16 protein-coding genes and 1 pseudogene are annotated in these 26,995 nt (G+C 33.8%); 14 read left to right on the plus strand and 3 right to left on the minus strand.

The features are described from left to right. Nucleotides 1-179 precede the first annotated feature (179 nt). From B0A64_RS11845 to B0A64_RS11865, 5 genes are all read left to right on the plus strand, one after another. Entirely contained in the window at nt 180-1,739 is a 1,560-nt protein-coding gene (locus B0A64_RS11845; RefSeq protein ID WP_089479734.1) for an efflux RND transporter permease subunit, read from the plus strand. A 77-nt stretch (nt 1,740-1,816) separates the two neighbouring features. After that, on the plus strand, nt 1,817-2,686 hold the full coding sequence (locus B0A64_RS11850) for an SDR family oxidoreductase (protein WP_089479735.1): 870 nt from the start codon (nt 1,817-1,819) through the stop codon (nt 2,684-2,686). 131 nt (nt 2,687-2,817) lie between these two features. Beyond that, nucleotides 2,818-3,261 carry an SRPBCC family protein gene (locus tag B0A64_RS11855; protein WP_165769800.1) on the plus strand — a complete coding sequence of 148 codons (444 nt, stop codon included), beginning with the start codon at nt 2,818-2,820 and terminating at the stop codon, nt 3,259-3,261. 301 nt (nt 3,262-3,562) lie between these two features. Then, a complete protein-coding gene (locus B0A64_RS11860; protein ID WP_089479737.1) occupies nt 3,563-4,036 on the plus strand; it encodes a hypothetical protein in 474 nt (157 codons plus the stop codon). 40 nt (nt 4,037-4,076) lie between these two features. Further along, nucleotides 4,077-4,550: a helix-turn-helix transcriptional regulator gene (locus B0A64_RS11865; protein ID WP_089479738.1), complete on the plus strand. Its 474-nt coding sequence runs from the start codon at nt 4,077-4,079 to the stop codon at nt 4,548-4,550. A 617-nt stretch (nt 4,551-5,167) separates the two neighbouring features. Here B0A64_RS11865 and B0A64_RS11870 read toward each other — a convergent pair. Genes B0A64_RS11870 through B0A64_RS11880 form a run of 3 tightly spaced genes read right to left on the minus strand, consistent with a single transcriptional unit; the run spans nt 5,168 to nt 7,423 of the window. Continuing rightward, on the minus strand, nt 5,168-6,145 hold the full coding sequence (locus B0A64_RS11870) for a PDDEXK nuclease domain-containing protein (protein WP_089479739.1): 978 nt from the start codon (nt 6,143-6,145) through the stop codon (nt 5,168-5,170). A gap of 20 nt (nt 6,146-6,165) precedes the next feature. Beyond that, nucleotides 6,166-7,014, minus strand: coding sequence for a type IV secretory system conjugative DNA transfer family protein (locus tag B0A64_RS11875; RefSeq protein ID WP_089479740.1), 849 nt, complete (start codon nt 7,012-7,014; stop codon nt 6,166-6,168). Further along, nucleotides 6,923-7,423: a YWFCY domain-containing protein gene (locus tag B0A64_RS11880; RefSeq protein ID WP_165769801.1), complete on the minus strand. Its 501-nt coding sequence runs from the start codon at nt 7,421-7,423 to the stop codon at nt 6,923-6,925. The genes B0A64_RS11875 and B0A64_RS11880 overlap by 92 nt, the downstream gene beginning before the upstream one ends. Nucleotides 7,424-7,951: 528 nt before the next feature. On the opposite strand from B0A64_RS11880, the gene B0A64_RS11885 reads away from it, so the two are divergent. The 9 genes and pseudogenes from B0A64_RS11885 to B0A64_RS11925 all read left to right on the plus strand — a co-directional run bounded on the left by B0A64_RS11885 (nt 7,952) and on the right by B0A64_RS11925 (nt 26,578). Beyond that, a complete protein-coding gene (locus tag B0A64_RS11885) occupies nt 7,952-8,407 on the plus strand; it encodes a T9SS type A sorting domain-containing protein (RefSeq protein ID WP_089479742.1) in 456 nt (151 codons plus the stop codon). A gap of 3 nt (nt 8,408-8,410) precedes the next feature. Then, nucleotides 8,411-15,163 (plus strand): RHS repeat-associated core domain-containing protein, encoded by a 6,753-nt coding sequence (locus B0A64_RS11890; protein WP_089479743.1) that lies wholly within the window; start codon nt 8,411-8,413, stop codon nt 15,161-15,163. Between the two features lie 2 nt (nt 15,164-15,165). Continuing rightward, entirely contained in the window at nt 15,166-15,579 is a 414-nt protein-coding gene (locus B0A64_RS11895; protein WP_089479744.1) for a hypothetical protein, read from the plus strand. 793 nt (nt 15,580-16,372) lie between these two features. After that, nucleotides 16,373-20,170: a T9SS type B sorting domain-containing protein gene (locus B0A64_RS11900; RefSeq protein WP_165769802.1), complete on the plus strand. Its 3,798-nt coding sequence runs from the start codon at nt 16,373-16,375 to the stop codon at nt 20,168-20,170. 252 nt (nt 20,171-20,422) lie between these two features. Further along, nucleotides 20,423-20,611 (plus strand): annotated as a pseudogene (locus B0A64_RS25805) (IS1 family transposase); the annotation flags it as partial. Between the two features lies 1 nt (nt 20,612). Beyond that, entirely contained in the window at nt 20,613-22,544 is a 1,932-nt protein-coding gene (locus B0A64_RS11910) for a SusC/RagA family TonB-linked outer membrane protein (RefSeq protein ID WP_089479746.1), read from the plus strand. A 33-nt stretch (nt 22,545-22,577) separates the two neighbouring features. Then, complete coding sequence (locus B0A64_RS11915) at nt 22,578-24,095, plus strand: SusD/RagB family nutrient-binding outer membrane lipoprotein (RefSeq protein WP_089479747.1); 1,518 nt, start codon at nt 22,578-22,580, stop codon at nt 24,093-24,095. Nucleotides 24,096-24,248: 153 nt separating this feature from the next. Then, nucleotides 24,249-25,079, plus strand: coding sequence for an endonuclease/exonuclease/phosphatase family protein (locus tag B0A64_RS11920; protein ID WP_089479748.1), 831 nt, complete (start codon nt 24,249-24,251; stop codon nt 25,077-25,079). 284 nt (nt 25,080-25,363) lie between these two features. Then, a complete protein-coding gene (locus B0A64_RS11925) occupies nt 25,364-26,578 on the plus strand; it encodes a sensor histidine kinase (RefSeq protein WP_035625441.1) in 1,215 nt (404 codons plus the stop codon). Nucleotides 26,579-26,995 lie beyond the last annotated feature (417 nt).

The raw sequence follows: 26,995 nt of genomic DNA on the forward strand, positions 1-26,995 counted from the left end.
GTTCTGATGGTGCGTTTCTCTTAAAGATTTGGTTATATGTTTTGACTTCTTTAAGAAAAGATACATACCCAGTGCAACTCCACTTGTAAACAGTATCGAAATTTCACTGTCTATGGGGCCACCAACGGGAGGAGGGATTGCTTGTGGTTGAGGTGGAGAAGGGGCTGCTACACTTTTGAATGCTGCACAAAGAAACAAGGCTAATAATAACTGCCCTACAAAGACCTATATTATCGCTTTCAATTACCGCAGTATTGTTTATAGGTTCTCTGTTTTTGTTTGGTGTTATAGGATTTACTTTATTTCCTTCGTCGGAAAAACCACAGTTTCTTATAAACATTACTACTCCGCCGCAATCTTCTTTTATGTATACCAATAAAGTAGTGTCGGATGTAGAGGCAGTGCTGATTAAGATAAACAAAGTCAGATTTACATCGGCCAATGCAGGTAAAGGTAACCCTCAGATCTATTATAATGAGATCCCGGAGAATCTGCGCCAAGATTATGGGCAGGTATTTGTCCAGCTTCAGGAAAATGTATCGGTAAAAGAAAAGCTTGAGATTATGGAGGAGCTCAGGATTAAATTCAACACTTATCCGGGAGCAAAAATAGAAGTAAAAAATTTTGAGCAAGGACCGCCTATTACAGCTCCAATCGAGGTAAAATTATTTGGTGATAATCTGGATTCACTCAAAATACTGGCGCACCGAACTGAGGTAATGCTTAAAAATACAAAAGGCACTATGTATGTTACTAATCCAATGAGCTATGAAAAATCGGATTTTAAAGCAGTAATCAACAAAGAAAAAGCATTGCTTTTGGGAGTTACCCCGATAGAAATTGATAAGACAATACGTTTAGCGGTGACAGGTTTTGATCTTGGGGAATATCCTGATAAAAATGAGAGTGAGTATAATGTATTGGTTACCAGAAATAAGGAAGGGAGATCTAAACTGGATGTGCTTGAGGGAGTGTATGTTTTCAATACAAGGGGCGAAGCTATACCGCTTAATGAAGTGGTTGAAATTAAACCTCAAATTTCTCCTGTTAGCATTAGTCACCAAGAGAAAATAAGGACAGTTTCTGTAAAAGCGTTTGTAGAGCAAGGTTTTCTTGCCGACAGGGTTTTAACGGATGTTATTTCCAAAATGAACCATTTTAAACTTCCTGATGGATATAAGTATTCGATGGGAGGAGAAATTGAGACCAGGGAAAATTCTTTCGATGGATTCTTAAATATTCTGATCGCTACGCTATTTCTGTTCATAGCTGTACTTGTACTGGAGTTCGGAACATTAAAAAGCACGGCAATTGTCCTATCGGTGATTCCTTTAGGAGTGATAGGGGCAGTGATGGCATTATGGATGACAGGTTACCCTTTATCTTTCATAGCAGTTATAGGTATTATAGCCCTGGCAGGTATCGAAGTTAAAAATACGATACTATTGGTGGATTATACCAATAATTTACGTGAGAAGGGCATGGACATTGAAAATGCGATCCGTGAAGCAGGAGAAGTGCGCTTTCTTCCTATTGTCCTTACATCTCTTACGGCTATTGGAGGTCTTATTCCTATTGCCTTATCAAGCAGTCCTTTGATCTCGCCATTGGCCATTGTCATTATCGGAGGACTTATCAGTTCAACACTATTATCGAGAATAGTGACACCAGTTGTATATAAATTAATTCCTCCTACTGTAAAACCAGAGACACAAATGCAGACCAATAAGAGCGAATAACAGTAAGATAGCTTTTTCGTTTTCTTACAATTATCTATAGCTATTTAGATTGAAATTTGAAGTATAAAGATAGATTTATGAAACAGACAAAACTTTTAATTACAGGAGCTACAGGAAGTGTAGGTACACAATTGATTAAGAAATTAATAAACTCGGATATCTCTTTCAGGGCACTGGTTCGCACAAAAGACCAGGGTGATTTGATGAGAGAGCTTCCGCAGGCTGAGGTAGCCGTGGGAGATTTATCGGATACTGCCAGTCTAATGGAAGCATTGAAGGGGATCGAAAAGGCTTTTTTATTTACTGACTCCGAGGAGTATTCAGAAGAATTACAGTTGAACTTTGTTGATGCGGCTCATAGGGCAGGTGTCAGGCATATTGTAAAAGTATCTCAGCTGGCTGCTGACAGCGCTTCTACGGTACATTCTTTGCGTTTTCATGCCCTTGTAGAGTACAGGATCGTAGAGCTTGGACTGGACTACACCTTTCTTCGATGTAATATGTTTATGCAGGGACTTATTTTCTTTGATCATTTTATAAAATATGAAGGAAGATTCTTTGGGGTCATAGGGGACGCTGCTGTGAGTGTGGTAGATATAAGGGATATAGCAGAAATTGCCCTAAGAGTACTCACCGAACCAGGACATGAAAATAAAACCTACAATATTACCGGAGGTGAAGCCCTGAGCCATTACCAAATGGCGGAGGTGCTCACCCGGGTATTGGGAAAAGAAATTAGTTATATAAATCTCAGCCCCGAACAGATGCGCGGTGCCCTTACAGTTGCCGGATTTCCGGAATGGCAAACTGTACTCCTTATTGAGAATTTTGTTCATTACTGTCGTGTAGAAGCTGCTGATGTTTACGATACCATTACTGTTATTACTGGAAAGCCAGCAACTAGTTATGAAAAATTTGTGATAGATTATAAGATGTTCTTTAATTGACAACAAACAAATTAAAAAATGAATTTAGATAAAAAAGTATACCGATGAAAACTTTCTTTTTAAGTGTAGTGACAATAATCTTATTGGGGATTCTAATCATTTTATGCGTAGAACTCTCCAGTAGTTATAGATTGACGCAAACTATACATACAAATGCTCCTGTGGTCACTTATCAGGAAATTACTATAAATGCTTCTTCTGAAAAGGTTTATCAGATCATGAGTGATGTAGACCATTGGTCAGAATGGAACAAGAATATTGAGGATATCTATTTAAACGGAGAATTTGCAACAGAAAACAGTTTTGACTGGAAAAGTGATGGGCTGACTATTCATTCTACGGTTCACACTGTGATCCCCGGCAAAAAAATAGGCTGGTCTGGCGATGCTTTTGGTGCATTTGCTATCCATAACTGGTATTTTGAACCTAATGGTAAGCAGACAACTGTAAAGGTAGAGGAAAGTATGGAAGGCTGGCTAGTGGAGCTTTTTCCATCCGAATTTCAAGGAGGGCTGGAAAAGTCAACTCAGACATGGCTTAAGAACCTAAAGGTAAAAGCTGAATCTAAAGAATAATACCTTAAATAGCTTAACTTGGAATCCGCTATAAATAACGGATTTCATTTTTCCTTGATTTTTTAGTTATCAGTTGATGTTAAGTTTTCCCCAAGTCTTTTCTGACTTGGGGATTAAGATTATTTATCAATCATGAGACAAAGTTTCGGGCTGATATACATAATTGTTATGAATCCATTTTGCTGTTTTTCCATATTGAAATTAATCTGAAAATTATATATAGCACTTACTATGGATTTTCTTCAGCAGTAGTTGTTTAAAAAAAACAGTTCTGCCTAAAATATCACTTTAAAGAATAGATATGAATATTAAAATAATAAAATCAGATATTGTAATTAACAGACCCGTTTCAGAGGTTTTTACTCTTGTATTCAAAATGGATCATATTGTTTTTTTCAAGAATATGCCCAGTGTACCAATTTATACTTATAATCCCGGAATTTCAGAAAATGCCCGACCTGGATCTGACCATTTTATTTATTTCATAAAGGGAGATACGGCGCGCCATACGCTGGCTAGTTATGTTCCCGGAACATCTTTTTCAGCAGTTATAGATCAACTCAATCTGATGAATTATCCAGGCTTATTTGAGATTGAGTACCAATACAACTTCTGCAAAAATTTAGACAAAGTAGATACAACTCAAATCAGCTGTGAGTATCAATTTAAATTTCGTTCAAGCCTGACGGCATTATTATTTACTTTAAATGCATTAAAGTGTGCCCATAAATATACCGCTAAGCATATGGTCCAAATTGGAAAAGCATTTTGCTGACCATTTTTGCGAATCAGTTAATTTTTAAAGATTTAAGAATATGAAGAAAGATAAACCAATCATAATTATTCCGATTTGTAATGATGAGAGCAAAACGGTTTTAAAGAATAATGAAACGAACTCTTGCTGCAAAGAATCCAAAGCACAGATTATAAAAAATAAATTTCCTTTTATTGGATATGTACTGGAGCAGTATGTGGGGAACAAAAGTAGTGATACAGAAGTTTTGAAAGTTATTGATTTCGTTAAGATGTATCTGGAAGTACTTAACCTTACCCAAAAGGCACTTGCCAGTCATTTTGAAATGAAATGCAGTACTCTTGACCAATATCTCACTGGTAAGAAGAGATTAAATGCTAATCTGATCTTGAAAATTAGCGTATTTACACATACAAGACCGGAGCTTTGGCACGGTGTGGTGATAAAAAATGAGCTAATGGAACTCAATGGAAAAAAAATCAATTGGGAGAGCTATCAGAAGTATGATTATCGCTATTTGCTGGAGAGAGACTGAAAGGTTTTGTATTTTTTATGAAAAACTGCGTTGAAGTAGATATGATGGTTTCTTATAGTTTAAAAGATTTCTATTGTTGATATTTCTAATTATTGAAAATAAATGTATCCCCTCAGGAGATAACTATAGGCAGGATAGCAGCGGTTTGGTAAAGTTTGGATTCAGGTTTTTTGATAGGAGCCATCGTTGATCATATTACGTGCCCTGTATGGATGCTGTTTCCCATATCAAGCCCGGACTATAAGTCAGAAAATCGACGGATACTAAATTTCCCTACCAAATATGACTGGTAAAAGCCCAGTGAGGAATATTATGCTGAATCTGGTCTTGTAAAGTTCATGCAAACCTATCAATAGCGTGGAATTACCTCTATAGCATTTCCTCTTTTAGGAGCAAGTAAAGACTTGCTTTCACTGGAAAGTTTATTTGAGACAATGACATATTATCCAGAAAAATGCTATATACTGGTTACTATATATCTTGGGGACAATTCGGGAGTTCCGTCACTTTTTGAAATTCTGTAAACGCTCAGCTATAAGGCAGGTAAATCTTGGTTCTGAAAATTCTATAAATAAAAATAATCCCTGCTACTGATTAATTCAAAACAGGCGTAATGCTTATTTGTTTTTTAGACAATTCATATAGTTTTTCTGAAGCAATTGCTTATCAGGAAGCTGGATTTTATATTCGGCAACCATTGTTGGTGATAGATTTCGGCTTAAGGCATATTCTACTACAGCATGATCCTGATTCTTACACAATAAAATTCCGATGCTGGGGTTCTCATGGGGCTTTTTAACATCCCTGCCCAAGGCTTCAAGATAGAAATTCAGCTGTCCTAAATGATCAGGCTTAAATTTGTCAGATTTTAATTCAAAAGCAACAAGACATTGTAAGCCCCTGTGATAGAATAACAGGTCAATATAGAAATCACTGTGACCGACCTGAAGCCTGTATTGCTGGCCGATAAATAAAAAAACTTTACCCAGTTCCAGGATAAAGTTTTTCATTTGTAGAACCAAAGCTTTCTGCAGGTCACTCTGGTTAAAATATTCCGATAGATTCAGGAAATCAAATATATAACTATCTTTGAATGTGTCTGTAATATTAGGGTGCAACTCTCTCATCACTGATGAGAGTTTTCTATTTCCAGCAATAGTTCTCTCAAAAACACCGCTATTGATTTGTCTTTCCAGTTCCCTGGAACTGAATTTCTCTCTGCTTGAGAGCCGTAGATAAAATTCCTTTTCCTCTATTGTTTTTGCTCGACTTAAAACAATAAGGTTATTTGTCCAGCTACTTTCTCTCAGCAGTGCTGAGAGTTTTGGAAACTCTTGATATGTCTGATAAAACTGCTTCATTCTCCATAAGTTTTTATCTGAAAAACCTTTTATATCCGGTTCATTTCGTTGTAAATACCTGGCTAATTCCTTTACAACAGACTGTCCCCATTCTTCACTTTCAAGCCGGTTATAAATATATTGTCCAATGTTCCAATACAGGTTGATCATTTCCGTATTAACAGCTGCAAAAGCCTTTGATCTGGATTGTTTAATTAAATGTATAACGTCGCTGAATTGTTCATCTAATTTCATTTGAATAGTACTTTAAGTTTTTATTTTTTCTTTACTACCAGATAGGCCAGCTTAGGGTCATTGAGAAGGCGTTCCATTTCAGAGTGGATGATATCCTGTATGTCCTGTTTGATTTGCAGGTAATTGCGCTGAATAATAGTACTATCAAGCTTGCGTACAGCAGGTATATCTTTATAGTTTTCTTCCTCTTTTTTAAGGGCCTGATGATCATTTATAATTTCGCAATGGAAGGTTTTGAGCTCAATCCTGCAATCAGGATTATCTGCTACCATGCCAACAAATTCACCCGAACTAAGACCGGAGATTTTAGAGGGAGGAATAGCCGATTCAAGCTGTTTTGAACGACTTATGGAAGTATCCGCGCTATTGATGGAGAGGCTTTCCCTGTCCTGCATTATTTTACCAAAGCGTTCCGAGAGTTGTTTGGAAGTGTCTCCTGTTACTTGTCCACTGATAATATTTCCGGTAATATTCATAATCACATCGGCCTGTTCCCGGCCATAATCTTTACGCAATTGGCTAAAGTCCTGTATACCCAGACAAGTTGCTACTTTATTACTTCTTGCAGTAGCAATTAAACTGTCCATATTATTGAGATAAATTGTAGGGAATTCATCAAAAATGAGACTGGATTTCATCTTGCCTTTTTTATTGACCAGCTTTACAAGCCTATTGACATAAAGAGACAATACGGCACCGTAAATCTGTATTTTCTGAGGGTTGTTGCCCATGCATACAATTTTAGGTTCCTGTGGATTATTGATATCCAGAGTAAAGTCATTTCCGGAGAGCACAAAGTATAATTGTGGCGATGACAGCCTTGCCATTGCTACTTTTGCAGAGGCTATCTGACCTTCGAGCTGCTCCATGACATCGTTCAGATAGGCAGGAAGTGATACTAATATAGAGCATACAAAGCAAAGCTGTCTGTATTTCCAGACAGAAGAAAAAGTAACCTATAAAGTACAGCAGCAAGCCGGAAATGATGTAAGCGAGCGAAGTCTTATAATTCAGTTTTTCGTCTTTGCGCCCTTTTGCGCCAAGAAGGGATATAAGCAGGAAACCCAGGGCAAATAATTTGGCGTTATGGAAATTTCTCAGTAATCCGGTTTGATAGATATTATTTAAAACGGCATCACCAATGGGATGGACAAAAGACCATTGCTTAAAAGCCTGGTAACACTGATAATAAAAATGGACTATCAATACAACTATACTGATCAGCCGAGTCATATCTAAAATCTTTCTTAGCCCCTGTTCATTTTCTCCCGTCTGCATGGCCATGATTTTAAACTAGTATTAAATTTTTAAAAGATTAAATTTAATACTAGTTTAATTCATTATTCACTGCAAAATATGGTGTGCATCTCAGGTTTATACAAGCATACTAGCCCTGAATTTTATATCCACTTGAAAGCATTTCAAAAAAGCAATTTCAAGCATCGTCTTGCTCAGTAGCCCTAACGGAACAATTCTCGAACCATTGTATACATGATTTACAAAAAAATAATATTATAAATTAAAAAGTCAGTCTTTAATTGAAAACAAGATAAGAAACAGGATAATTTAGATGAAAAATGATTGATCGAACTATTAATAAAACATTACGTATATATACCTGTTTTTGTAAGTTTTGCATTCTTTAATTCTTGATTATTATTTGTATCTATTTCATTTTTAATGTATTGTGTATTTCCTGATTTATATTCATAAATTAAAAAGCTGAAACTACAGAAACAATGTGATAAACCGTAAAAATCTTACAGAATTAATTTATTTATTTGAACAAATTAATTCTGACATAAAATGAGAAAAAAAATAGTACTCCTAGCCTTGATTATTTCTTGTATGGCTAAGGCACAAAGCACCAAGATTCTATTTGAGTATGACCTCGCTGGGAATCAAAAGAAAAGATCACTATGTGTAAATTGTCCATCAACTAGTGGAAAAGAAGAAGCTCCTAAAGAAATAGAGGAGCTAACAGAAGAAGATTTACTAAAATTTTCGCAGGAAGACGTAATTTCCTATTATCCCAACCCTGTAAAGGAAGAGCTATATATTAAATGGGAATTTACTAATGAGAAATACGTAAGTACAATACAGGTTTTCTCTGTCTCGGGACAGCTTTTAAAAACTTATCAAACCACTTTAAACAACAATAGCCAAAATATTCCTTTTCAAAATTATTCAGCAGGTATATACGCAGTATTGCTTTATTACAGCAATGGCGATCAAAAATCTATTAAAATCATTAAAAAATAGTATATGAAACAATTTTACTTTTTACTTATTTTTTTTACTCTAAGTTTATTTGTTGAAGCTCAAAATACAACAGGTTCTTCAGCTGAAGTGGGAATTACAGATGGTCAGTTATCTGTTTCTTTATCGGGAGCTGCCAATTATACAGTCCCAATTGCTGTACCACAAGGTATAAATGGTGTTGAGCCGAAAATAAGTCTTACCTATAACAGTCAGGGAGGCAATGGAGTTGCTGGCTATGGATGGGAAATAAATGGAGTTTCAGGAATTACGCGTATCGCTTCTTCTAAATTTCATGATGGCGTAAGTGATCCCGTAGACTTTGATTCTTTAGATAGATTTGCTCTGGATGGGCAACGTCTAATTCTTAAAGCTGGAGTTTATGGTGGTGATGGGGCACAGTATGAAACAGAGAATTTTTCTAATCTTAAAATAACTTCTTATGGAGTTCATCCAAATGGGTCAAATTACGGACCACAATATTTCAAAGTTCAATATCCTGATGGATCAATTTCTTTTTACGGAAACTCTACAGATTCCAGATCAATTACAACATGGGGGATAACAACTTGGCAAAATTCAAAAGGAGTAAGTGTTAATTACCAATATGTAGCTGCAAATAATGATTTAAATATTTCATCTATTTTATATGGAACTGTATTAAATACAAATCCTGTTAATGAAATCCAATTTGGTTATACAGTAAGAAAAAGACCTGAACAGAGTTATATAGGAGGAGAAAGTATTTTAAAAAATAAAATTTTAAGTGAAATTGCAGTTTTTACAAATAATGTTGGTTACAGAAGGTATGCTCTTTCCTATGATGAAACTTATAAAGACTATCAGAGATTATTTAAGATAACAGAAAATAGCGGTGATAACTTGGGCAGTTATAATCCAACTGTTTTTACCTATGGCGAGCTAGTAAATACCAATCTTGTAAATCTTACACCAGCCACCTTAAATCTTTCTGGTATAGATTTTCAAACAACTGGAAATATATCCGGTGATTTTAATGGTGATGGAAATACAGATGTGATACTGTACCCGATAACAACAGCAGATGCAAGGAAAAAATATTGGCTATACAACAATATTGCCGGATCATTGCAAATTGTTAATTCTGGTATTGAGCATACTGTTGGCGCTTTTGAACAGATATTTCCCATGACAATTTTAGAGGGTGATAGTGCAGAAGGCTTTAAGTTGCAAACAAAACAGGGATGGGCAACAATTCAAGGGGGCGTTTTTACTACTTATGCTTTTAATGGATATAAAATTGTCCAACAGGATCAAAAAACATACACTTTCCCCAGATTCATTTTGGACTACCAAAATGAATGTAATGGCGAGAATCCCGACCGAATACCAAATACTTCTAAATTAACCGCGCCAATTGAACCTGGAACAGGATTAATCTCTTATCATTATGAAAATGACATTCCTAAATCTATTATAAATGGTGATTTTAATGGTGATGGCTTAACGGATATTGTGGTAGTTGAAAGATCCTTTACATATCCTTGGACTTCAGGATGTACAACTGTTGAACGTACTTATAAGGGAGGAAATACGTTGTTTATGAATTTCGATAAAAGGATATCAACCTATTTTGCTTCGGAGTCTGGCAGTATTTCAATTACCAGTGATGATAGAATTGTAGTAGCAGATTTTAATGGCGATGGAAAATCCGATATCTACGTTTTTGGAATTGGAACAATTAAAATTTACTCTTTGGATGACAATAATAAATTTGTTCAGTTACTTCAAAGTCCTATTAACGATTCAAGTATTGTTCTTAACAAGACTATTTTGATGGGAGATTACAATGGTGATGGAAAAGCTGATTTTGTTATTCCAACTGCTGTAGATCAAGACAGTTGGAATTTTTACATTTCAACAGGAGTAAGCTTTAACAAAATTGTTGGTACTATAGGGATAAAATACAACCAATCACAAATCAAACATTATGATGATGTTACTGTTAATAATAATGATTGGGTAACCAGTCTAAATGAAAATACATTTGTAGCCTTTGATATTAATGGTGATGGAAAAACGGATATTTTAAATCAGCAAAATTTTACGGTTGAAAGAGATGATACAGGAACTCCAAACCCCAGACCTAAGGGGATGCCACAAATGACAAGATTTCAGATTGCTCAAAATATGTTATATACAGGAACTGCAATTAAATTTGTTGCTACTGTTAATTCTTATTTTGCTGACAATATTGTTAAGAGATTTCCAATACCCATATTTGCAAGTTTGGATGATTCTAATAAGAGCCCTAAATATTCTTTAATATCAGATAACAAAATATATAGTTTATATACGAGGTTTAATAAGTTTGATGTTTTGCTCAATAAAATTACTACAGGTAATGGCGTAGCAGAGACCATTACTTATAAGCCTTTGGATATTACCTCACAACAGGAACAATATTCCGTTTATTTCAATAGTCCCTATACAGAGAATTATCCTAATGTTGATATCCTAAATGATCCTAATTTTCTGGTGGTAAGCATGCTTGAGAAAAAAAGCTTAACAAGTTATAAAAAGAAACTATTTCAATATTATGGTGCGGTGTCTAATGTTGAAGGACTAGGTTTTTTAGGTTTTAGAGGTACAATGCAGACTAATTGGTATGATGATGCGTCGGCATCATCAATAATATCAAATGTTTCAAAATTTGATATTAGCAGAAGAGGGGTTAGTAGTGAAAGCTTTTCTGCACTTGGAGTACTTTCTCCAGATAGCATTGTTCCATCCTCCTACATATCAAAATCTGTAAACAAATACAACCTACCCCAGGATGCTCTACTGAGCAATAAAATTTACAAATTAAAGATGATCTCCTCTGAGGAATTTAGTGGACTCACAGGTACAAGTAAGGAAATAAAAACAGAATACAATGATAATAATAGCCCCTTAAAAGTTACAACAATTGCCAAGGAAGGACAGTCAGCTATCCAGACTAACGTAGTTGATCTTACTTATTATGATATTCCTGCATCACACTACGTAGTGGATAGACCAAATCGTAAAACAGTGAAAGCAACACTAGGGTCGGAAGTAATGAACAGTGATGAATTGTATTATTATAATGAAGATGATTTACTCTCGCAAGTAAAGAAGAAAGGTGAAGCATTTACAAATTATATTGTTCAGGACATTTTTTATGATTCTTTTGGAAATATTACAAAAAAAACACTTACTGCTGGCAATGATGCAAGAGAAACAAGTTTAGAATATGACCCAACTGGCAGGTATTTGAAAAAAAGCACGGATGTTGAGAAATTAGTCACGACATTTGATTATAACCCAAATGGAACATTAAAATCAAAGACCAATCCTTTTCTTCAAACTACTGTCTACGAATATGATTCATGGTTTAAAAAAACAAAAGAAACGGATTATCTGGGATACGTAACCTCTTATCATTATGTAAATTCCAGGGGACGCACTATCCTTAGAAAAATTGGTAGTGATGAAAGTGTAGAAATTGAAAATTTTGATGAACTTGGCAGAAAAATAAGGACAGGAGTCAGAAATATAATGGGAACATACACTTATATTTCGTATCTCTATGATATCCATGACCGAACTTATAAAGTAAGTGAGCCCTATATTGGGATTGACACAACTCCTACAGAGTGGAATGAGTCACAGTATGATGAATATGGAAGATTAGCAAAAACAATTGATTTTAAGGGAAAAACAACTGATATATCAAATCTTCCCGGACTCACTTCAACCATTACAGATGGTACTAAAAATGAAACGTATACTAAAAATGCTCTTGGCAAGGTTGTTTCGATGTCTGATGCACCTTCAAACATTGTTAACTACACGTATTATCCTAATGGTAATTTAAGCAAGATTAATTACGCAGGTGTAGAAACGACAATATTGCAAGATGGCTGGGGCAGAAAAGCCCTACTTAAGGATCCTTCTGCGGATGTTTTTAGATATACTTACAATGATTTTGGGGATTTAATAAAAGAAGAAAATCCTAATGGGATAACTAATTATAATTTAACCCCTCTTGGTAAGTTAGAGACTAAAACAATATATGGTGGGAATGGCATTACGAATTCAAAAACAATCTATAGCTACGATTCTGATAAATTATTGATTAAAACGGAATTTAAAGATATTGCAAATGGGACAAATATTATAACAGATTATAAATATGACTCATCAAAAAGAATCAGCACAAAAACTGAAACTACTCAATATGCAAAATTTATAAAGAGCTATAAATATGATGCCTTAGGAAGACTGGAATTTGAAAAATCAACAGCAAAAATTGGAAATGCAAAAAGCAGTAACACTGTACGTAATATTTATCGATATGGTGTTCATTATCAAATATTAGACAGCATAACCAATAATGTTGTTTGGCAGACAAATGAAGTTAACAGTAGAGGACAACTTCTTAGCGCGCAAAGCGGACCTACTACCGTAACTAATAATTATGAGAAGGGACTTGCATCGCAACTTAAATATGAAGAGACAACATATTCAGCAAATATTTTAACTTTAAAGTACAGTTATGATAGTACAAAGGAAAATTTAAAAAGTCGATATAATAATTGGTTTGAATGGGATGAAAGTTTTGAATATGATAATAAAGATCGTTTAACGAAATTTACTAATGATCAAGGTATACAGGAGACACAAGTGTATGACGACAAAGGAAGAATTACACAAAATAGTTTAGGAACTTATAATTATAATATACATGACAAACCGTATCAGAATAGTTCTGTAACACTTGAACCTGAAGCTAAAACATATTACGAAAATAGAGGAAGAATATTTCTTGAAGAAATGGAAACCCAGAGAGGCTGGTCAGAAGATTATGACAATCAATTTACTTACACACCATTTAGTCACAGCGGTGAAAAAGCGTTAAACTTAGCGATATCTGCGAATGATTACGAAAATAATGCAACAGCTGATAAGATAATTAAAATCGATAATGCAGTCGATACAGAATACACATTCTCTGGATGGGTTAATACAAATAATCCCAAAGCGCAGATAACTTTGTTGGAATATGAAAAAGATGATCCTTTCCCATTTACCAGTGATGCTGTTAGTACCGAAACAAAAGCTGAATGGATATATATAGAAAAAACCGTACTTGTTCCTAAAAATATAAAACAATTACAAATACGCTTGAATGCTATTGGAACACCAACCACGATTGGTTCTGCTAGCTTTGATGATGTACAAATTTCTAAAACTAGTGCCGTAGCTGCACAAAAAGAGTTAACCATCACCTATAATACATTTAAAAGTCCTGTAAGGATAGAAGAAGAAGGTATTGAAATATTAAATTTTTCTTACAATGATGACAATAAAAGAAGTACCATGTATTATGGTGGTATTCAATCGGATAAATTATTAAGGCCATTACGTAAGTATTATTCTGCTGATGGCACTATAGAAATTAAAGAAAATAGAGCAACTGGAACTTATGATTTTGTTACATATGTTGGTGGAGATGGCTATTCTGCTCCGGCGGTAGTTAAAAGCGACGGGTTTACACAAAATTATTTATATTTACAACGCGATAATCTAGGAAGTATTGTAGCCATAACAAATTCTAGTGGAACAGTACTTGAACAACGTCTGTATGATGCTTGGGGAAATATTCTAAAAATTAATGTACCTGGAATTGGTGCAGTAGAAGATTTAACTTTTTTAGATAGAGGTTATACAGGACATGAACACCTCCAGAGTGTAGGTCTTATAAATATGAATGGTCGTTTATATGATCCTAAGCTTCGCAGGTTTTTACAGCCTGATAACAATATTCAGGATCCATTTAATACCCAAAACTATAATCGTTATAGTTATGTATTAAATAATCCGCTAAAATATACAGATCAGACCGGTGAGTTTTGGCAATTTTTAGCAGGATTTGTATTTTCGGCTTATATTCAGGGTGGAGCTGCAAGTGGCGAGGCAAACCCTTTTAAGTGGAATCTTAACACTTGGATGACTGCATTTACTGGTACTGCTTCTAGTGTTGCTTCTGGATATGCGACAGGTAAAGCTAATAGTTATATTGAAAACTATAATAACAAACCAGTATTAGGAGCAAGTGCTACTAATAGTGGATCAGGTGATTTATGGGGAATTATTCAAAAAGGAAATTTATGGTTAGAGGATAGCCTTATCGAAACAGCGCCAAATTGGAGCGTACAATTTTATCCATGGGATGCGAGAGGATATGAGATTTATTCACATTGGCTTAATGGATCAGGAACTTATATGAATAGGAGTGAAGGAAATTGGGGAGATTATATGAGAGCAAACGAGATGATAAATAATAGGCTTAGAGATGCCGCTGATGAAATGGCTCAGTCAATGATTATTGGCCATCACTCATCTTACACTTACACTTCCGGAAATGTTCCAATGGAAATAGAAGACGGATATTTTAGTGGATATGGTTTACTTCATGGAACAGATCGCTTTAGTTATGCAGGGATTGGAAAATATGACAATAAATCTCAAACTTATAATTTTAATTTTTCAGTAAAATGGTTTGATGAAATTGATAAAAATTCAAATTCTGGAGATGATTTATATGCTGACCCTCTATTGGCGCTTGGAGCAAAAAATTACTATATATCGATTAAGTGGTCTCAGACTATAAGTTTGAAAAGAGGAGAAATACAATCTGGCAATGTCAGAACAGGAGAAACAAAACAAATTGGAAGAAGAGGATTTAGACGATAAATATGAAAAAATACATATTAATAATTTTTGTAATAATAGTTGGGTGTATAAAACAAAAAGAAGCTGGTGGATTTATGCCTAAGGCTGGATTTATGAAGCAATCAGGAATATATACTTCTAAATCGTTCATTATCAGTATAAAAAAATATGATAATGGCAGTCTAACATTTGGTGTCTGCGATAGAAAATATAAGATTATATATCAGCAAAGTATATTTAATTCTTTCAGCCCTAATCAATATTGGTTTTTATATAAGGACGAAAAAGAAAATATTTGGTTTTATTCAAGCGATATACAACATTCGAAAGTCTTATTAAAAGACAAATATACTAATCTGTATACTGTTCATGATTTTTGTAAAGAAAATATAAAATTGCCTTCAGAAATATCTAAAGATTATATTATTTGTTTTTAGTAAAATTAATCTTTAGATCCTGTCGCATTTTAGAATACATTATTTCTTTAAATTTTAAACTAACAAAAAATGAATACCAAAGGTAATTAATAACTATTTGAAATCTTTTATTCTTCAGGAAGTGTATTTAAATAAAGATTTACAGTTAGTTAGAGTGATGTTGAAGATAATGAAAATTAGGTAGTGTTTGTGGATAATGCTACGATCACATTTTGAGTTTATAAGTTTTTATTTTTCAGTGAGTTATAGATGAGGAGGAAAAAATTTAAAGTAGGGAGGAGCTGTAGAATGAGTGCGACATCTTCTAATTAAAGTATTTAGTTATAATAACAGGCTAAGAGTAATAAACATTGATAAAAGAGGTTTTAATACTGCAGCTATCAAAGTCTATATCAAACATCTTTTCTCAAGGATTAAAATCCGATAGTGTAATTATCTCAACAATATTTTAGAACAGTATCATCTTTTTATCAAATGTTGCATGCAAAACGGATTAGGTTTTAACAACTTTGATAAGCCAGACGAATATTGAGTAGAATTGATCATTGATAGCTATGTTTAAATCATCTTGTAAGTTAGTTATTCAATTTCTATACTAGTTAAATTCTTATATTTGATTCTGGCGTATGAGACGGAATCGTAATATTACAATATAGATTTTGAGGGTAAAATTTTTAAGTAAATTTAAATACAACTACTAAACTTAAATAGTTGATCTGTTTTTTCTTACTAAAAAAAAACGTTATTTGATTGACTAATCTGAGTTTCTTCACAAATGAAAAAAGTGATTTTTATGAAGCATATTTTTATTCTTTTTTTCTTCTATTTTCACATTACATTCTGTTTTTCACAAGCAGAAGCAAGTGTTTGGTACTTTGGAGAAAATGCAGGTATCAAATTTCATCCTGATGGTTCTGTTACCCCTCTTCTTGATGGGAAATTAAATACCTTAGAGGGTTGTGCTACACTATCAGATACCAATGGAGATTTGATGTTTTATACCGATGGAATTACAATCTACAATAAAAATCATCAGGTGATGCTTAACGGAACTGATTTAAAAGGTGATGCATCGAGTACACAATCTGCGACTATTGTTCAAAAGCCGGGTTCTTCAAATTTATTTTATGTTTTCACAACAGATGCCGTTGCCAGAGTAAATGGTTTAATGTATAGTGAAATTGATTTGAATTTAGATGGGGGCTTAGGTGGTGTTACTGCCCTCAAAAATGTTAGGGTTTACACACCTACCTGCGAGAAGTTATCCATTGTAAAGCATTCTAATAATGTCGATTACTGGATAATTACGCATGGCTGGAAAAATAATACTTTTTATGCTCACCTGCTAACAGCATCTGGTTTGAACACAATTCCAATCCTTTCAAACTTGGGTATTGTCGTAGAGGGAGAGCCCTATTATACACAAGGTTACATGAAAGTATCGCCTAATGGAAAAAAAATAGTTTTATGTCATCAGTTTTTAAGTAGTGTTGAGGTTTTTGATTTTGAGAGCTCAACCGGAGTAGTGAGTAATGCTAAGGTTGTAAATAATGGCAATCAACCATATGGGACAGAATTTTCTCCAAATAGTGAGGTCCTGTATGTATCTCTGCAAATCATGCGTCGAATTTATCAGTATGATTTGAATGCAGCTGATATTAAATCAACTGAAAAGTTAATTGCAAATACTCCAAGTTTTTTAGGAGCATTACAACTGGGGCCAAATAATAAAATTTACATTGCAAATTATGAAAGTACCAATCTGGGTGTTATTAATGATCCTAATATTTTAGGTTTGGGATGTAATCTACAAACCAGTACTGTAAATTTATCAAGAAGAAATTCTATGCTTGGTTTGCCAGCTTTCAACCAGTCATTTTTCAATCCATCTTTTACGTTGAAAAACTTATGTCTGGGGTCTGCAACCGAGTTTAGTTTAAATTCATCACCAATCATTACTTCTGCAGATTGGGATTTTGGTGACGGCAATACTTCAAACCAAATCAGTCCAATTCACACCTATGCTGCTGCTGGGAATTATACCGTAAAGGTTTCCGTTACAAGCGCACTTGGAACAACTCTAAAATCAAAAGAAATCATTATTTCATCTCTTCCCAATGTATCAAAACCCAATGATATTAATCTTTGTGATGATAATAATGATGGGTTTTACAAATTTGATCTGACAGCCCAGAATCGGGCTATTTTAAATGGACAGGATTCCAGTTTGTTTTTGATAAATTATTTTTCAAACAATATGAGAATTGCGTCACCTAATGCTTATACTAATGCTGTAGCTTATCAGCAGGAGGTTATTACTGCAGAGGTATTTAATAAAATAAATCCAAAATGCAAAAGTAGTACAAGTTTTACAATTTATGTTTTTAATACGCCAGAAATAGCTTTGCCAGCAAATTTATCAAATCTTAACATTTGTGATAACAAAACTTTTGGCACGGAGAATGACGGCAAAATTATTTTTGATCTGACCCTTAAAAATTCAGAGATATTAAAGGGACAATCTCCATTCCAGTTTCTGATTTCATATTATAGGGATCAGGCATTATCACAAGAGATTGTTCTGCCGGCAGCATATCAAAATATGAATTCGACCGAAACTATTTTTGTAAAAGTAAGCAATAAAGACAATCCAGTCTGTTTTGCTACTACTTCATTTAAAATCGAAGTATCTGCCTTACCTGTAATTGTTAGTAGCGTTGATCTAAAACAATGTGATGATGATATCGATGGTTTTAGTTTATTTAATTTGGAAGAATCAATAAGTAAAATCACTACAAATTCAAACCATCAAATTATTAGTTTTCATAAAACGTCGTCAGATGCCCAAAATAATACTAATGCCATTGTAAATCAGACTGCTTATGTTAATGAAACTGTTAGCGCTGATAAAATATATGTTCGTGTCAGTAATAGTAATAATTGTTATCAAATTGCGCAATTGAATTTAATTGTTTCGACTACTCAAATTCCTTTGAGTTATTCAAAGACTTTTATCCAGTGTGATAATACGGTTTCAGGAGCAAATTCTGATGGTGTCACGTCATTTGATTTTAGCGATGTTTCTTCTGAAATTAAAAATCTTTTTCCATCAGGACAAGAATTGGATATTAGCTATTATCAAAATGTAAATGATGCCTTAGCAGAAAAAAATGCGATTGCAAATATTTCAAATTACAGCAATACAACCTCGCCATATATGCAAATAATCTTTATTCGTGCTGATAGCAGAGTGAATAATGATTGTTTGGGATTAGGAGGATATATTACCTTAAAAGTTGAGCCTATTCCAGTTATAAAATCATTAATAAAGGTTCAATGTGATGACAATCAAGATGGATTTTATGCATTTGGCACTTCAGGTTTTGAATCGGAATTATTAAACGGATTAACTGATGTTACGGTTGCTTATTTCGATCAGAATAATATTGCGTTATCGAGTCCTCTTCCAAATCCCTTTGTGACAACTTCTCAAATTGTAAATGTAGTTGTAACTAATAATACAACCACTGCGTGTTCGTTTAGTTCTACCATAACTTTTGTAGTAGATGATTTGCCTGAAGTATTTGCAATTGACACTAATCTCATTACAGTTTGTGATGATGAAGCTGATCCACTTTTACAAGACGGAAAGTATGCCTTTGATACCTCTACTTTTGAATCAACTCTATTGGCATCACAAACAGGAATGAGAGTCCATTATTACGATGCTAATAACACAGAACTTTCGAGCCCGCTTCCTGATCCCTTTATCACCGCAACACAAACAATAAGAGTAGAGGTTGTAAATCCAAGTAATAGCAATTGCAGCGCCACAACGACTATTCCGTTTATAGTTCATCCAGTTCCTAAAATCAATTTGGAAGGAGAGGAATTGGTATGCAGTAACCTGCCTACTTTTACTAAAGAAATTGATGCAGGCCTTTTGGATTCTAGTACAATGAGTGATTATGATTATTCCTGGTTTTTTAATGGTACTGAAATACCGGGTGAAACCAGTTATAATTTGGTAGTAAGTAAATCAGGTGTTTATACAGTTGAGGTACTAAGCAAACAAACCCACTGTACCAGAATACGCATGATAAAGGTCTCAGCATCAGATATTGCGTCAAACATAATAACTGTTGTTGATCAGTCCAATACGATTACTGTTTCCGTTTCAGGAAGTGGTGATTATGTATATTCACTGGACGATAAGAATGGTGATTATCAAAAAGAGAGCAGTTTTGTAAATATTCCTGCAGGAATTCATACTGTTTATGTAAAAGATCAAAATGGCTGCGGAACGATTGAAAAAGAAGTCGCGGTCTTTGGAATTCCAAATTTTTTCACACCCAATCAGGATGGTTATCATGATTACTGGAATATTGAAGGAGTCAATGCGGCTTCAAATGCAAGTACTACAATTCAGATTTTTGATAAGTATGGAAAACTTTTAAAGCAAATTACTCCTTTAGGCCAGGGATGGGACGGAACTTATTTGGGAGCTCAGCTGCCATCGGATGATTACTGGTATGTCATTAAACTCGAAGACAGTCGAATCTTTAAAGGGCATTTTTCTTTAAAAAGGTAATTTTTGCCGCCTTTAAAATTGTACAAATCAAAACTGTATTTTTTGATAGTTTTAAATATTTCCAGTCGAAAGTACTGGTAGTGTTGCAGATTAGGAGTTTTTATAATGTAACTACGTAACTAACTGAAAAAGAATATAAAATTTTAATTATTGAATAGAGAAAGAGACGACCAATAGGTCGTCTCTTTCGTTTTTTATCTTTTAATAAGGCTTAAAATGCTTTTGCCTTACCTTAGTGTTTCAAATTAGGTCATGAAAATAAAATGTAATTTTTGCAATGGTAAATGCATAAGAAATGGATTTCAATCTAACGGAAATCAGCGTTATAAATGTTGTGTTTGTCAAAAAAGACAGCAGATTGTCTATAGATATAATGCTTACAAAAGGAATATCAATCAGGAGATAGTGTTGTTCACAAAAGAAGGATTAGGAATAAGATCCAATGTATAATATTCTGGTTTGGTCATCTCCGGATTACGACATACGAAAATATAAAGATTACTGGCTTGTAAAAAATGAGTCGCAAAATAACAGTTATACCGGTACAAATAATAATCCTTATTTTGACAGATTTGAAAGATTACACAGTTTAGACCGCAATGTTTTTAACGGTTTTGTTTCGGCAAGTTATGAAATAGCGCCCTGGCTTAATGCTACTGTCAGAACTGGTTTTGATACCTATAATAACAAACAGACAGTTAGGGTTTCAAAAGGGTCTCTGGTTGGTGCCGGTGTCTCTACAGTTATTCTTAACGGGACTGAGATTTGGGGTGAATCTCTAAAAGGATCTTATAATGAAGGCCTAGGAAGTGGTTATAGTTCTAATACTGATTTTATCTTAAATGGAAATAAAAAGATCAATGATTTTGATATTGACGGTCTTTTTGGAGGAACTATTTATTATACACAGGACGAAGGTATTGAGGCCAGAAGCCAGGGAGGACTTTCTGTTCCTGGGTTCTATTCTTTAAAGGCTTCTGTTACTAATGCTGTTGTGAATTCTTCTGTTTATAAAAGACAGGTAAACAGTTTTTATGGAAGACTTGCCGGATCGTGGAAGGGAATGGCTTTTCTTGAAGGTACTTTACGAAAGGACTGGAGTTCAACTCTTCCTGAATCTACACGTTCTTATCTTTATCCATCTGTTTCAGGCAGTTTTTTAGTCTCAGAAGTTTTACCAAAATTTGATTGGTTAACTTTATGGAAACTTCGCGGTTCCTGGACTTCATCTAAAACCCCGGCAGGAGTTTATGATATTAATTCGGTTTACAATATTACAACCAATTCCTGGGGAGGTTTAAACTCGGCATCTTATCCTGATGTTATCCGTGGAAACGAAGTTAGACCCGAGTCAGCCAGTACATGGGAGATGGGAACAGCTGCCAATTTGTTTAAAAAACGTTTGTCATTTGATTTTACTTATTATTCAAAGAGAATGTACGACTTTTTAACCGCTACCAATGTCAGCAGTGCATCAGGTTTTAGCTCAAATTATATCAATATAGATCAGGAAATTACCCGAAGAGGAGTTGAACTTACACTAAACTTTACACCAATAAAAACTTCAGACTGGCAATGGGATGTAATGGCAAACTGGTCTAAATATGCACGCTATTATACTAAGCTAGACAAAGAATTTTCGGCAGACAGACCCTGGGTAAAAGTTGGAAACAGAGTTGATGCTTTTGTTTTAAATGATTTTCAGAAAAGTGTAAATGGTGCTGTTATTTATGAAAATGGGCTACCGGTCTATTCTCCTTATGAGTCAGTTTATGGATATAGTGATCCTGATTGGATTTGGGGGCTGACATCTTCACTTTGTTATAAAAATTTCACTTTGAATATTTCTGTTGATGGACGGGTAGGAGGTTTGGCACAAACTACAACCGAAATGTATATGTGGCAGTCTGGAAACCATCCTGACTCTGTAAATGATATTCGTTACAAAGATATTACTACCGGTACAAGTAATTATGTAGGAGATGGAGTAAAAGTAATTTCAGGTGCAGTAACTTATAATGCTTACGGAAATATTACCAGTGATACCAGACAATATGCTTCAAATGATGTTCCTGTTACTTATGAGAACTATGTAAAAAGAATTCATAAAGGTACAGCCTGGGGAGGTAATCCATCTCCTGCGGATACTTACAGCACTACTTTTTTGAAATTAAGAGAAGTCTCACTTACTTATAATGTTCCTAAGTCAGTATATAGTTTTATAAAAGCAAAAAATGCTACAGTATCAGCAATAGGTCAAAATTTATTCCTTTGGGCAAAAGATTTTAAATATTCTGATCCAGATGGAGGAGTTGATAATTTTAGCGATCCTTCACAGCGTTTTGTAGGTTGCAATATTAAGCTTGAATTCTAAATTTGAAAGTAAAAATAATTTAAAATTATTAATATGAAAAAAATAATCGTTGCAATTACAGGTATACTAATGTTTTCTGGCTGTAGTAATTTTGATGAAATCAATACCAACCCTAATACGCCTACCGGGGTAAGTGCTTCACTATTAGCTACAAATATAATTCTGAGTATTGCTAAATATCAAGGCACTGATTCAAAAGAATATATTTCTGAAAATGCTTTGCCAAAATATGTTGGTTATGCTAATGAAGGACAATTAGGAACTCAATATAACTTAATAGCCAATTCAAGTTTTAACAAAATGACCATTTTACCTGATATTGATAAAATGTTACTTGCTGCTCAAGGCAGCCCGGCAGAAAACTCATATAAAGGAATAGGTCATTTTATAAGAGCGTATACTTTTTATATCCTTACCATGAAGATGGGAGATATTCCATACAGTGAAGCAAATCTTGGACTGCAAGGCAATTATAAACCAAAATACGACGCTCAAAAAGAAGTTTTTATGGGGATTCTTGGTGAATTGGAACAAGCACGTCTTGAATTCTCACAAGGTTTGACTTTTGATGGAGATCCAACCATTTTTAAAGGAAATCCTCAAAGATGGAGAAGAGCCTGCAATGCATTTGAACTTAAAGTTCTAATGACTCTCAGTGCAAAAGAGAGTGATGCTGATTTAAAAATTAAAGAGAAATTTGCCAGTATAGTTAATGAAAATATACTTCTTCAAGATGATTCTGATTATTTTGGCTTAGAGTATAATACCGTAAACCTTCATCCATTATACAGTACAAATGATATGTTTACCGGAAGAACTATTTTAAGTGATATTGTAGTAGACAATCTAAAAAGACTAAACGATAAAAGATTGTTTTATTTTGCAGAACCCTCAGCAGATCAAATTGCAAAAGGATTAGCTCAAAACAGCTTTATGGCTTATACTGGTGTAAAAACTTCATTAGATTATGGACTAATGAACGCTAATTATGCAGGTGGCAAATATTCTAAAATAAACCTGCGATACCAAACCAAACAAAATAGCGATCCAAGAAGGCTGCTTACCTATGCAGAGCAGGAACTTATTTTGGCCGAAGCGAGTATTAAAGGCTGGATTACTGCATCAAATGCACAGCTTTATTATGAAAATGGAGTGAAAGCTGCCTTAAAAAATCTTATGAGTACAGATGCTTCTTTTGCACATGGAAATCCTATTGTGCAAAATGATATTGATACTTATTTTATCGGTGAAGCAGCATTTTCGGCAGATGCAGCTACGCAATTGAAGCAAGTTTGGATGCAGCGATATTTGCTCAATTTTTTAGTTGATGCAGAAACTGCGTATTTTGAATACAGAAGAAATAAATACCCGGATTTTAATATTGACCCGACAACAAACCTAAACGTTAATAGTCCTACTAGTATGCCTATAAGATATTTATATCCTTCTTCGGAATTGAATTATAACAGTCAAAAGTTGATGGAGGCCTTAAACCGTCAATTTGGAGGTTATGATGAAATTAATAAGACAATGTGGCTTTTAGCAAATTAGCAAAAGGTCATATTGATTAGTTTTGTTTTTTTATTTTTTTAACGCTGCTCTTTATAATTAGAGCAGCGTTTTTATTGGCAAATAATAGAAAATAAGAAATCAATTTTAAAGATTTAAAAATAAATTAATTCAATACAGAATAAAAATAAAGTTATGAGAAGAGTAAAATTTTTGATAGTGATTCTTTTGGCCATGCAAATCAATGGACAGAATTTAAAAATAATGACTTACAATATTCGTGTAGACCTAGCAGTTGATGGTGATAATGACTGGAGCCACCGCAAAGATTTTTTTACATCCCAAATTCAGTTTTATCAGCCCGATGTATTTGGAATTCAGGAAGCGGCACCAAATCAGGTAAATGATATTGCAAGTAACCTTGCTCAATACAGTTTTGTTGGTATAGGAAGAGAAGGTGTTGGAAAAGGGGAATCCTCTACTATTTTTTATAATAGAGAGCGTTTAAAAATGCTTTTAAATAACACATTTTGGCTTTCAGAAACACCCGGTGAAATTTCTTTGGGTTGGGATGCGGCATATAAAAGAGTCTGCACCTATGCTTTGTTTAAAGATTTAAAAACAAAGCAGCTTTTCTGGATTTTCAATACCCATTTAGATCATGTTGGTGAACAGGCAAAAATAAATGGTATAAAACTTATTCTTGCTAAAATTAAAGAAGTGAATAATAAAAATTATTCGGTCATTTTTACTGGAGATTTAAATTCAGAGCCTGAATCAGAGGGCATTTTTCTTCTTAAGAAAGAAATGAAAGATACCAGAGAAGTTTCAAAAACACTACCTTTTGGTCCTTCTGGAACTTTTAACGGTTTTAAGCACAATGAACCCGTAACACGATTGCTGGATTATATTTTGATATCTAAAGATACTGGTTTTAAAGTAGAAAAATTTGCTGTTTTAAGTGATTCAAAAGACTTAAAATATCCATCCGACCATTTGCCTGTTTATGTAGAATTGAGTTATTGAAGGAATATATATCCGATTAAATAGAAAACCTTTTGATAATTTGTGAGAAAAAAACTAATATATTTAAATTAGCATTAGGGTAAACGGGATAGTAAGAACAAAATGAAGCCTCATTTTGATACAAACAAATTCGCTTTGAACAAGATTGAATTTTATATGTAGGCTAGTTTTAAAATAATTAGGTATATTATTAAGGAAAATTAGTTATTTTTATCGTTAAAAGAAATAGAACTTCCTTACATAATTACGTTTGTTATAATAGAAAAAAATAAAAATTCAGTTATATGCAAAAACCTGAAATACCTGATAACGAGCATCTTCGTTTCGAAGCCTTAGATGCTTATAAAATACTAGATACATTGCCTGAAGATGAGTATGATGCCTTAACCAAAATAGCAGCACAAATTTGTGGTACACCCATCGCATTGGTCACTTTAGTTGATCATAATCGACAATGGTTCAAATCGCATCATGGTTTAAATGCAACCGAAACTCCAAGGGATTTTGCTTTTTGTGCACATGCAATAAACACACCGGATGAATTATTTATTATTCCGGATGCCACTAAAGACGAAAGGTTTCATGATAATCCGTTAACAATTAATGACCCAAACGTAGTGTTTTATGCAGGCGCTCCGTTAAATACCAAAGACGGTTATTCTTTAGGGACGCTTTGTGTTATTGATACAAAACCAAGAGAAGGTCTTACAGAGAACCAACAAGAATCATTAAAGGCATTGGCCAATCAAGTGATTTCGCAATTTGAACTTCGTAAAAAAAATAGATTTTTAGAAGATTTGAATGATGAAATTATTAAAAAAAATGTGCAGTTGGACCAATTTGCTTATCGGCTTACTCATGATTTAAAAGTACCAATACGAGGTATAAATTCATTATTAATTTTTATAAAAGAAGATTATAAAACACTCCTTGAAGACACAGAATTAGAAGCTTGCATCGATTTAATTTATTCTCGAAATGAATACATGGATTTCTTAATTAATGGAATCTTAGAATATACAAAAGTTAGTAACGATCAAATTTGTTTTGAAGATTTTAATGTCGAAAGCACTATTCAATATATAGTTAATAATGGTGCTTTACATATTCCGACTCATATAAATTTTAGGAATTGCGATACCTTTATAAGGCATTCAAAAATAGGTTTTGTTCAAATTATTCAAAATCTTTTATCAAATACAACGAAACATACCGACAAAGAAGAATGTAATGTTTGGATTTCACTAACAGAAAATGAAACTAATTATTCTTTTGTTTATGAAGATGATGGGCCAGGTATACCAGAAAAATATTGGTTAAAAGTATTTGAGTTGTTTGAAACAGTTAACTCAAAATATGGTAAAAATGCCGGTATTGGCTTGTCAACAATAAAAGCCATAGTAGATCGAGTAGTGGGTACTATTTATTTGAAGAATAGAGAAGATAATAAAAAAGGTGCTTGCTTTTGTTTTGTTTTACCAAAAGAGTATAACTGTTAATTTTTGACGGAAGATTTTATCAGCCTACAACAAGCATTTTACTTTTTCTTTTAATAAAAGTAGTATCGAAAATTTGTTTGTGAAGCAAGAAAATAGCACTTCACTAGAATTACATCGCCTTTTAATGATTTTAATTTGGATAAAAGCTCAGAGCTTTTTGGGCAAAAAAGGCGGTAATATTTTTTGGTACTTAGCAAGTCTTTTTTGAAGGTGTAGGCAATTTCAAAATTGATTTTTAAAAGCGCAAAGTACAACAATAAATGGCAATGTAATTCTGGAAGTAACTGCAATAGTGGAACAATATTGGCGCAAACAGGGTAATGGCAGTGACAAAAATGAAACAAAAATTAGTTTTAGTTTGTCATTTTTCAAATAACTTATAAAAAATTCTTTGCTTGATACTATAACTTATGGTAA

The organism is Flavobacterium araucananum (assembly GCF_002222055.1).
In the GTDB taxonomy this organism is placed as follows: domain Bacteria; phylum Bacteroidota; class Bacteroidia; order Flavobacteriales; family Flavobacteriaceae; genus Flavobacterium; species Flavobacterium araucananum.

Excerpts from the sequence above, each read along its gene's own strand:
- B0A64_RS11875 (WP_089479740.1), bottom strand. The coding sequence starts at position 7,014 with ATGGAGCAGCTCGAAGGTCAGATAGCCTCTGCAAAAGTAGCAATGGCA.
- B0A64_RS11925 (WP_035625441.1), top strand. The coding sequence starts at position 25,364 with ATGCAAAAACCTGAAATACCTGATAACGAGCATCTTCGTTTCGAAGCC.
- B0A64_RS11920 (WP_089479748.1), top strand. The coding sequence starts at position 24,249 with ATGAGAAGAGTAAAATTTTTGATAGTGATTCTTTTGGCCATGCAAATC.
- B0A64_RS11850 (WP_089479735.1), top strand. The coding sequence starts at position 1,817 with ATGAAACAGACAAAACTTTTAATTACAGGAGCTACAGGAAGTGTAGGT.
- B0A64_RS11890 (WP_089479743.1), top strand. The coding sequence starts at position 8,411 with ATGAAACAATTTTACTTTTTACTTATTTTTTTTACTCTAAGTTTATTT.
- B0A64_RS11900 (WP_165769802.1), top strand. The coding sequence starts at position 16,373 with ATGAAGCATATTTTTATTCTTTTTTTCTTCTATTTTCACATTACATTC.
- B0A64_RS11910 (WP_089479746.1), top strand. The coding sequence starts at position 20,613 with ATGTATAATATTCTGGTTTGGTCATCTCCGGATTACGACATACGAAAA.
- B0A64_RS11885 (WP_089479742.1), top strand. The coding sequence starts at position 7,952 with ATGAGAAAAAAAATAGTACTCCTAGCCTTGATTATTTCTTGTATGGCT.
- B0A64_RS11915 (WP_089479747.1), top strand. The coding sequence starts at position 22,578 with ATGAAAAAAATAATCGTTGCAATTACAGGTATACTAATGTTTTCTGGC.
- B0A64_RS11870 (WP_089479739.1), bottom strand. The coding sequence starts at position 6,145 with ATGAAATTAGATGAACAATTCAGCGACGTTATACATTTAATTAAACAA.
- B0A64_RS11865 (WP_089479738.1), top strand. The coding sequence starts at position 4,077 with ATGAAGAAAGATAAACCAATCATAATTATTCCGATTTGTAATGATGAG.
- B0A64_RS11845 (WP_089479734.1), top strand. The coding sequence starts at position 180 with ATGCTGCACAAAGAAACAAGGCTAATAATAACTGCCCTACAAAGACCT.
- B0A64_RS11860 (WP_089479737.1), top strand. The coding sequence starts at position 3,563 with ATGAATATTAAAATAATAAAATCAGATATTGTAATTAACAGACCCGTT.
- B0A64_RS11895 (WP_089479744.1), top strand. The coding sequence starts at position 15,166 with ATGAAAAAATACATATTAATAATTTTTGTAATAATAGTTGGGTGTATA.
- B0A64_RS11880 (WP_165769801.1), bottom strand. The coding sequence starts at position 7,423 with ATGCAGACGGGAGAAAATGAACAGGGGCTAAGAAAGATTTTAGATATG.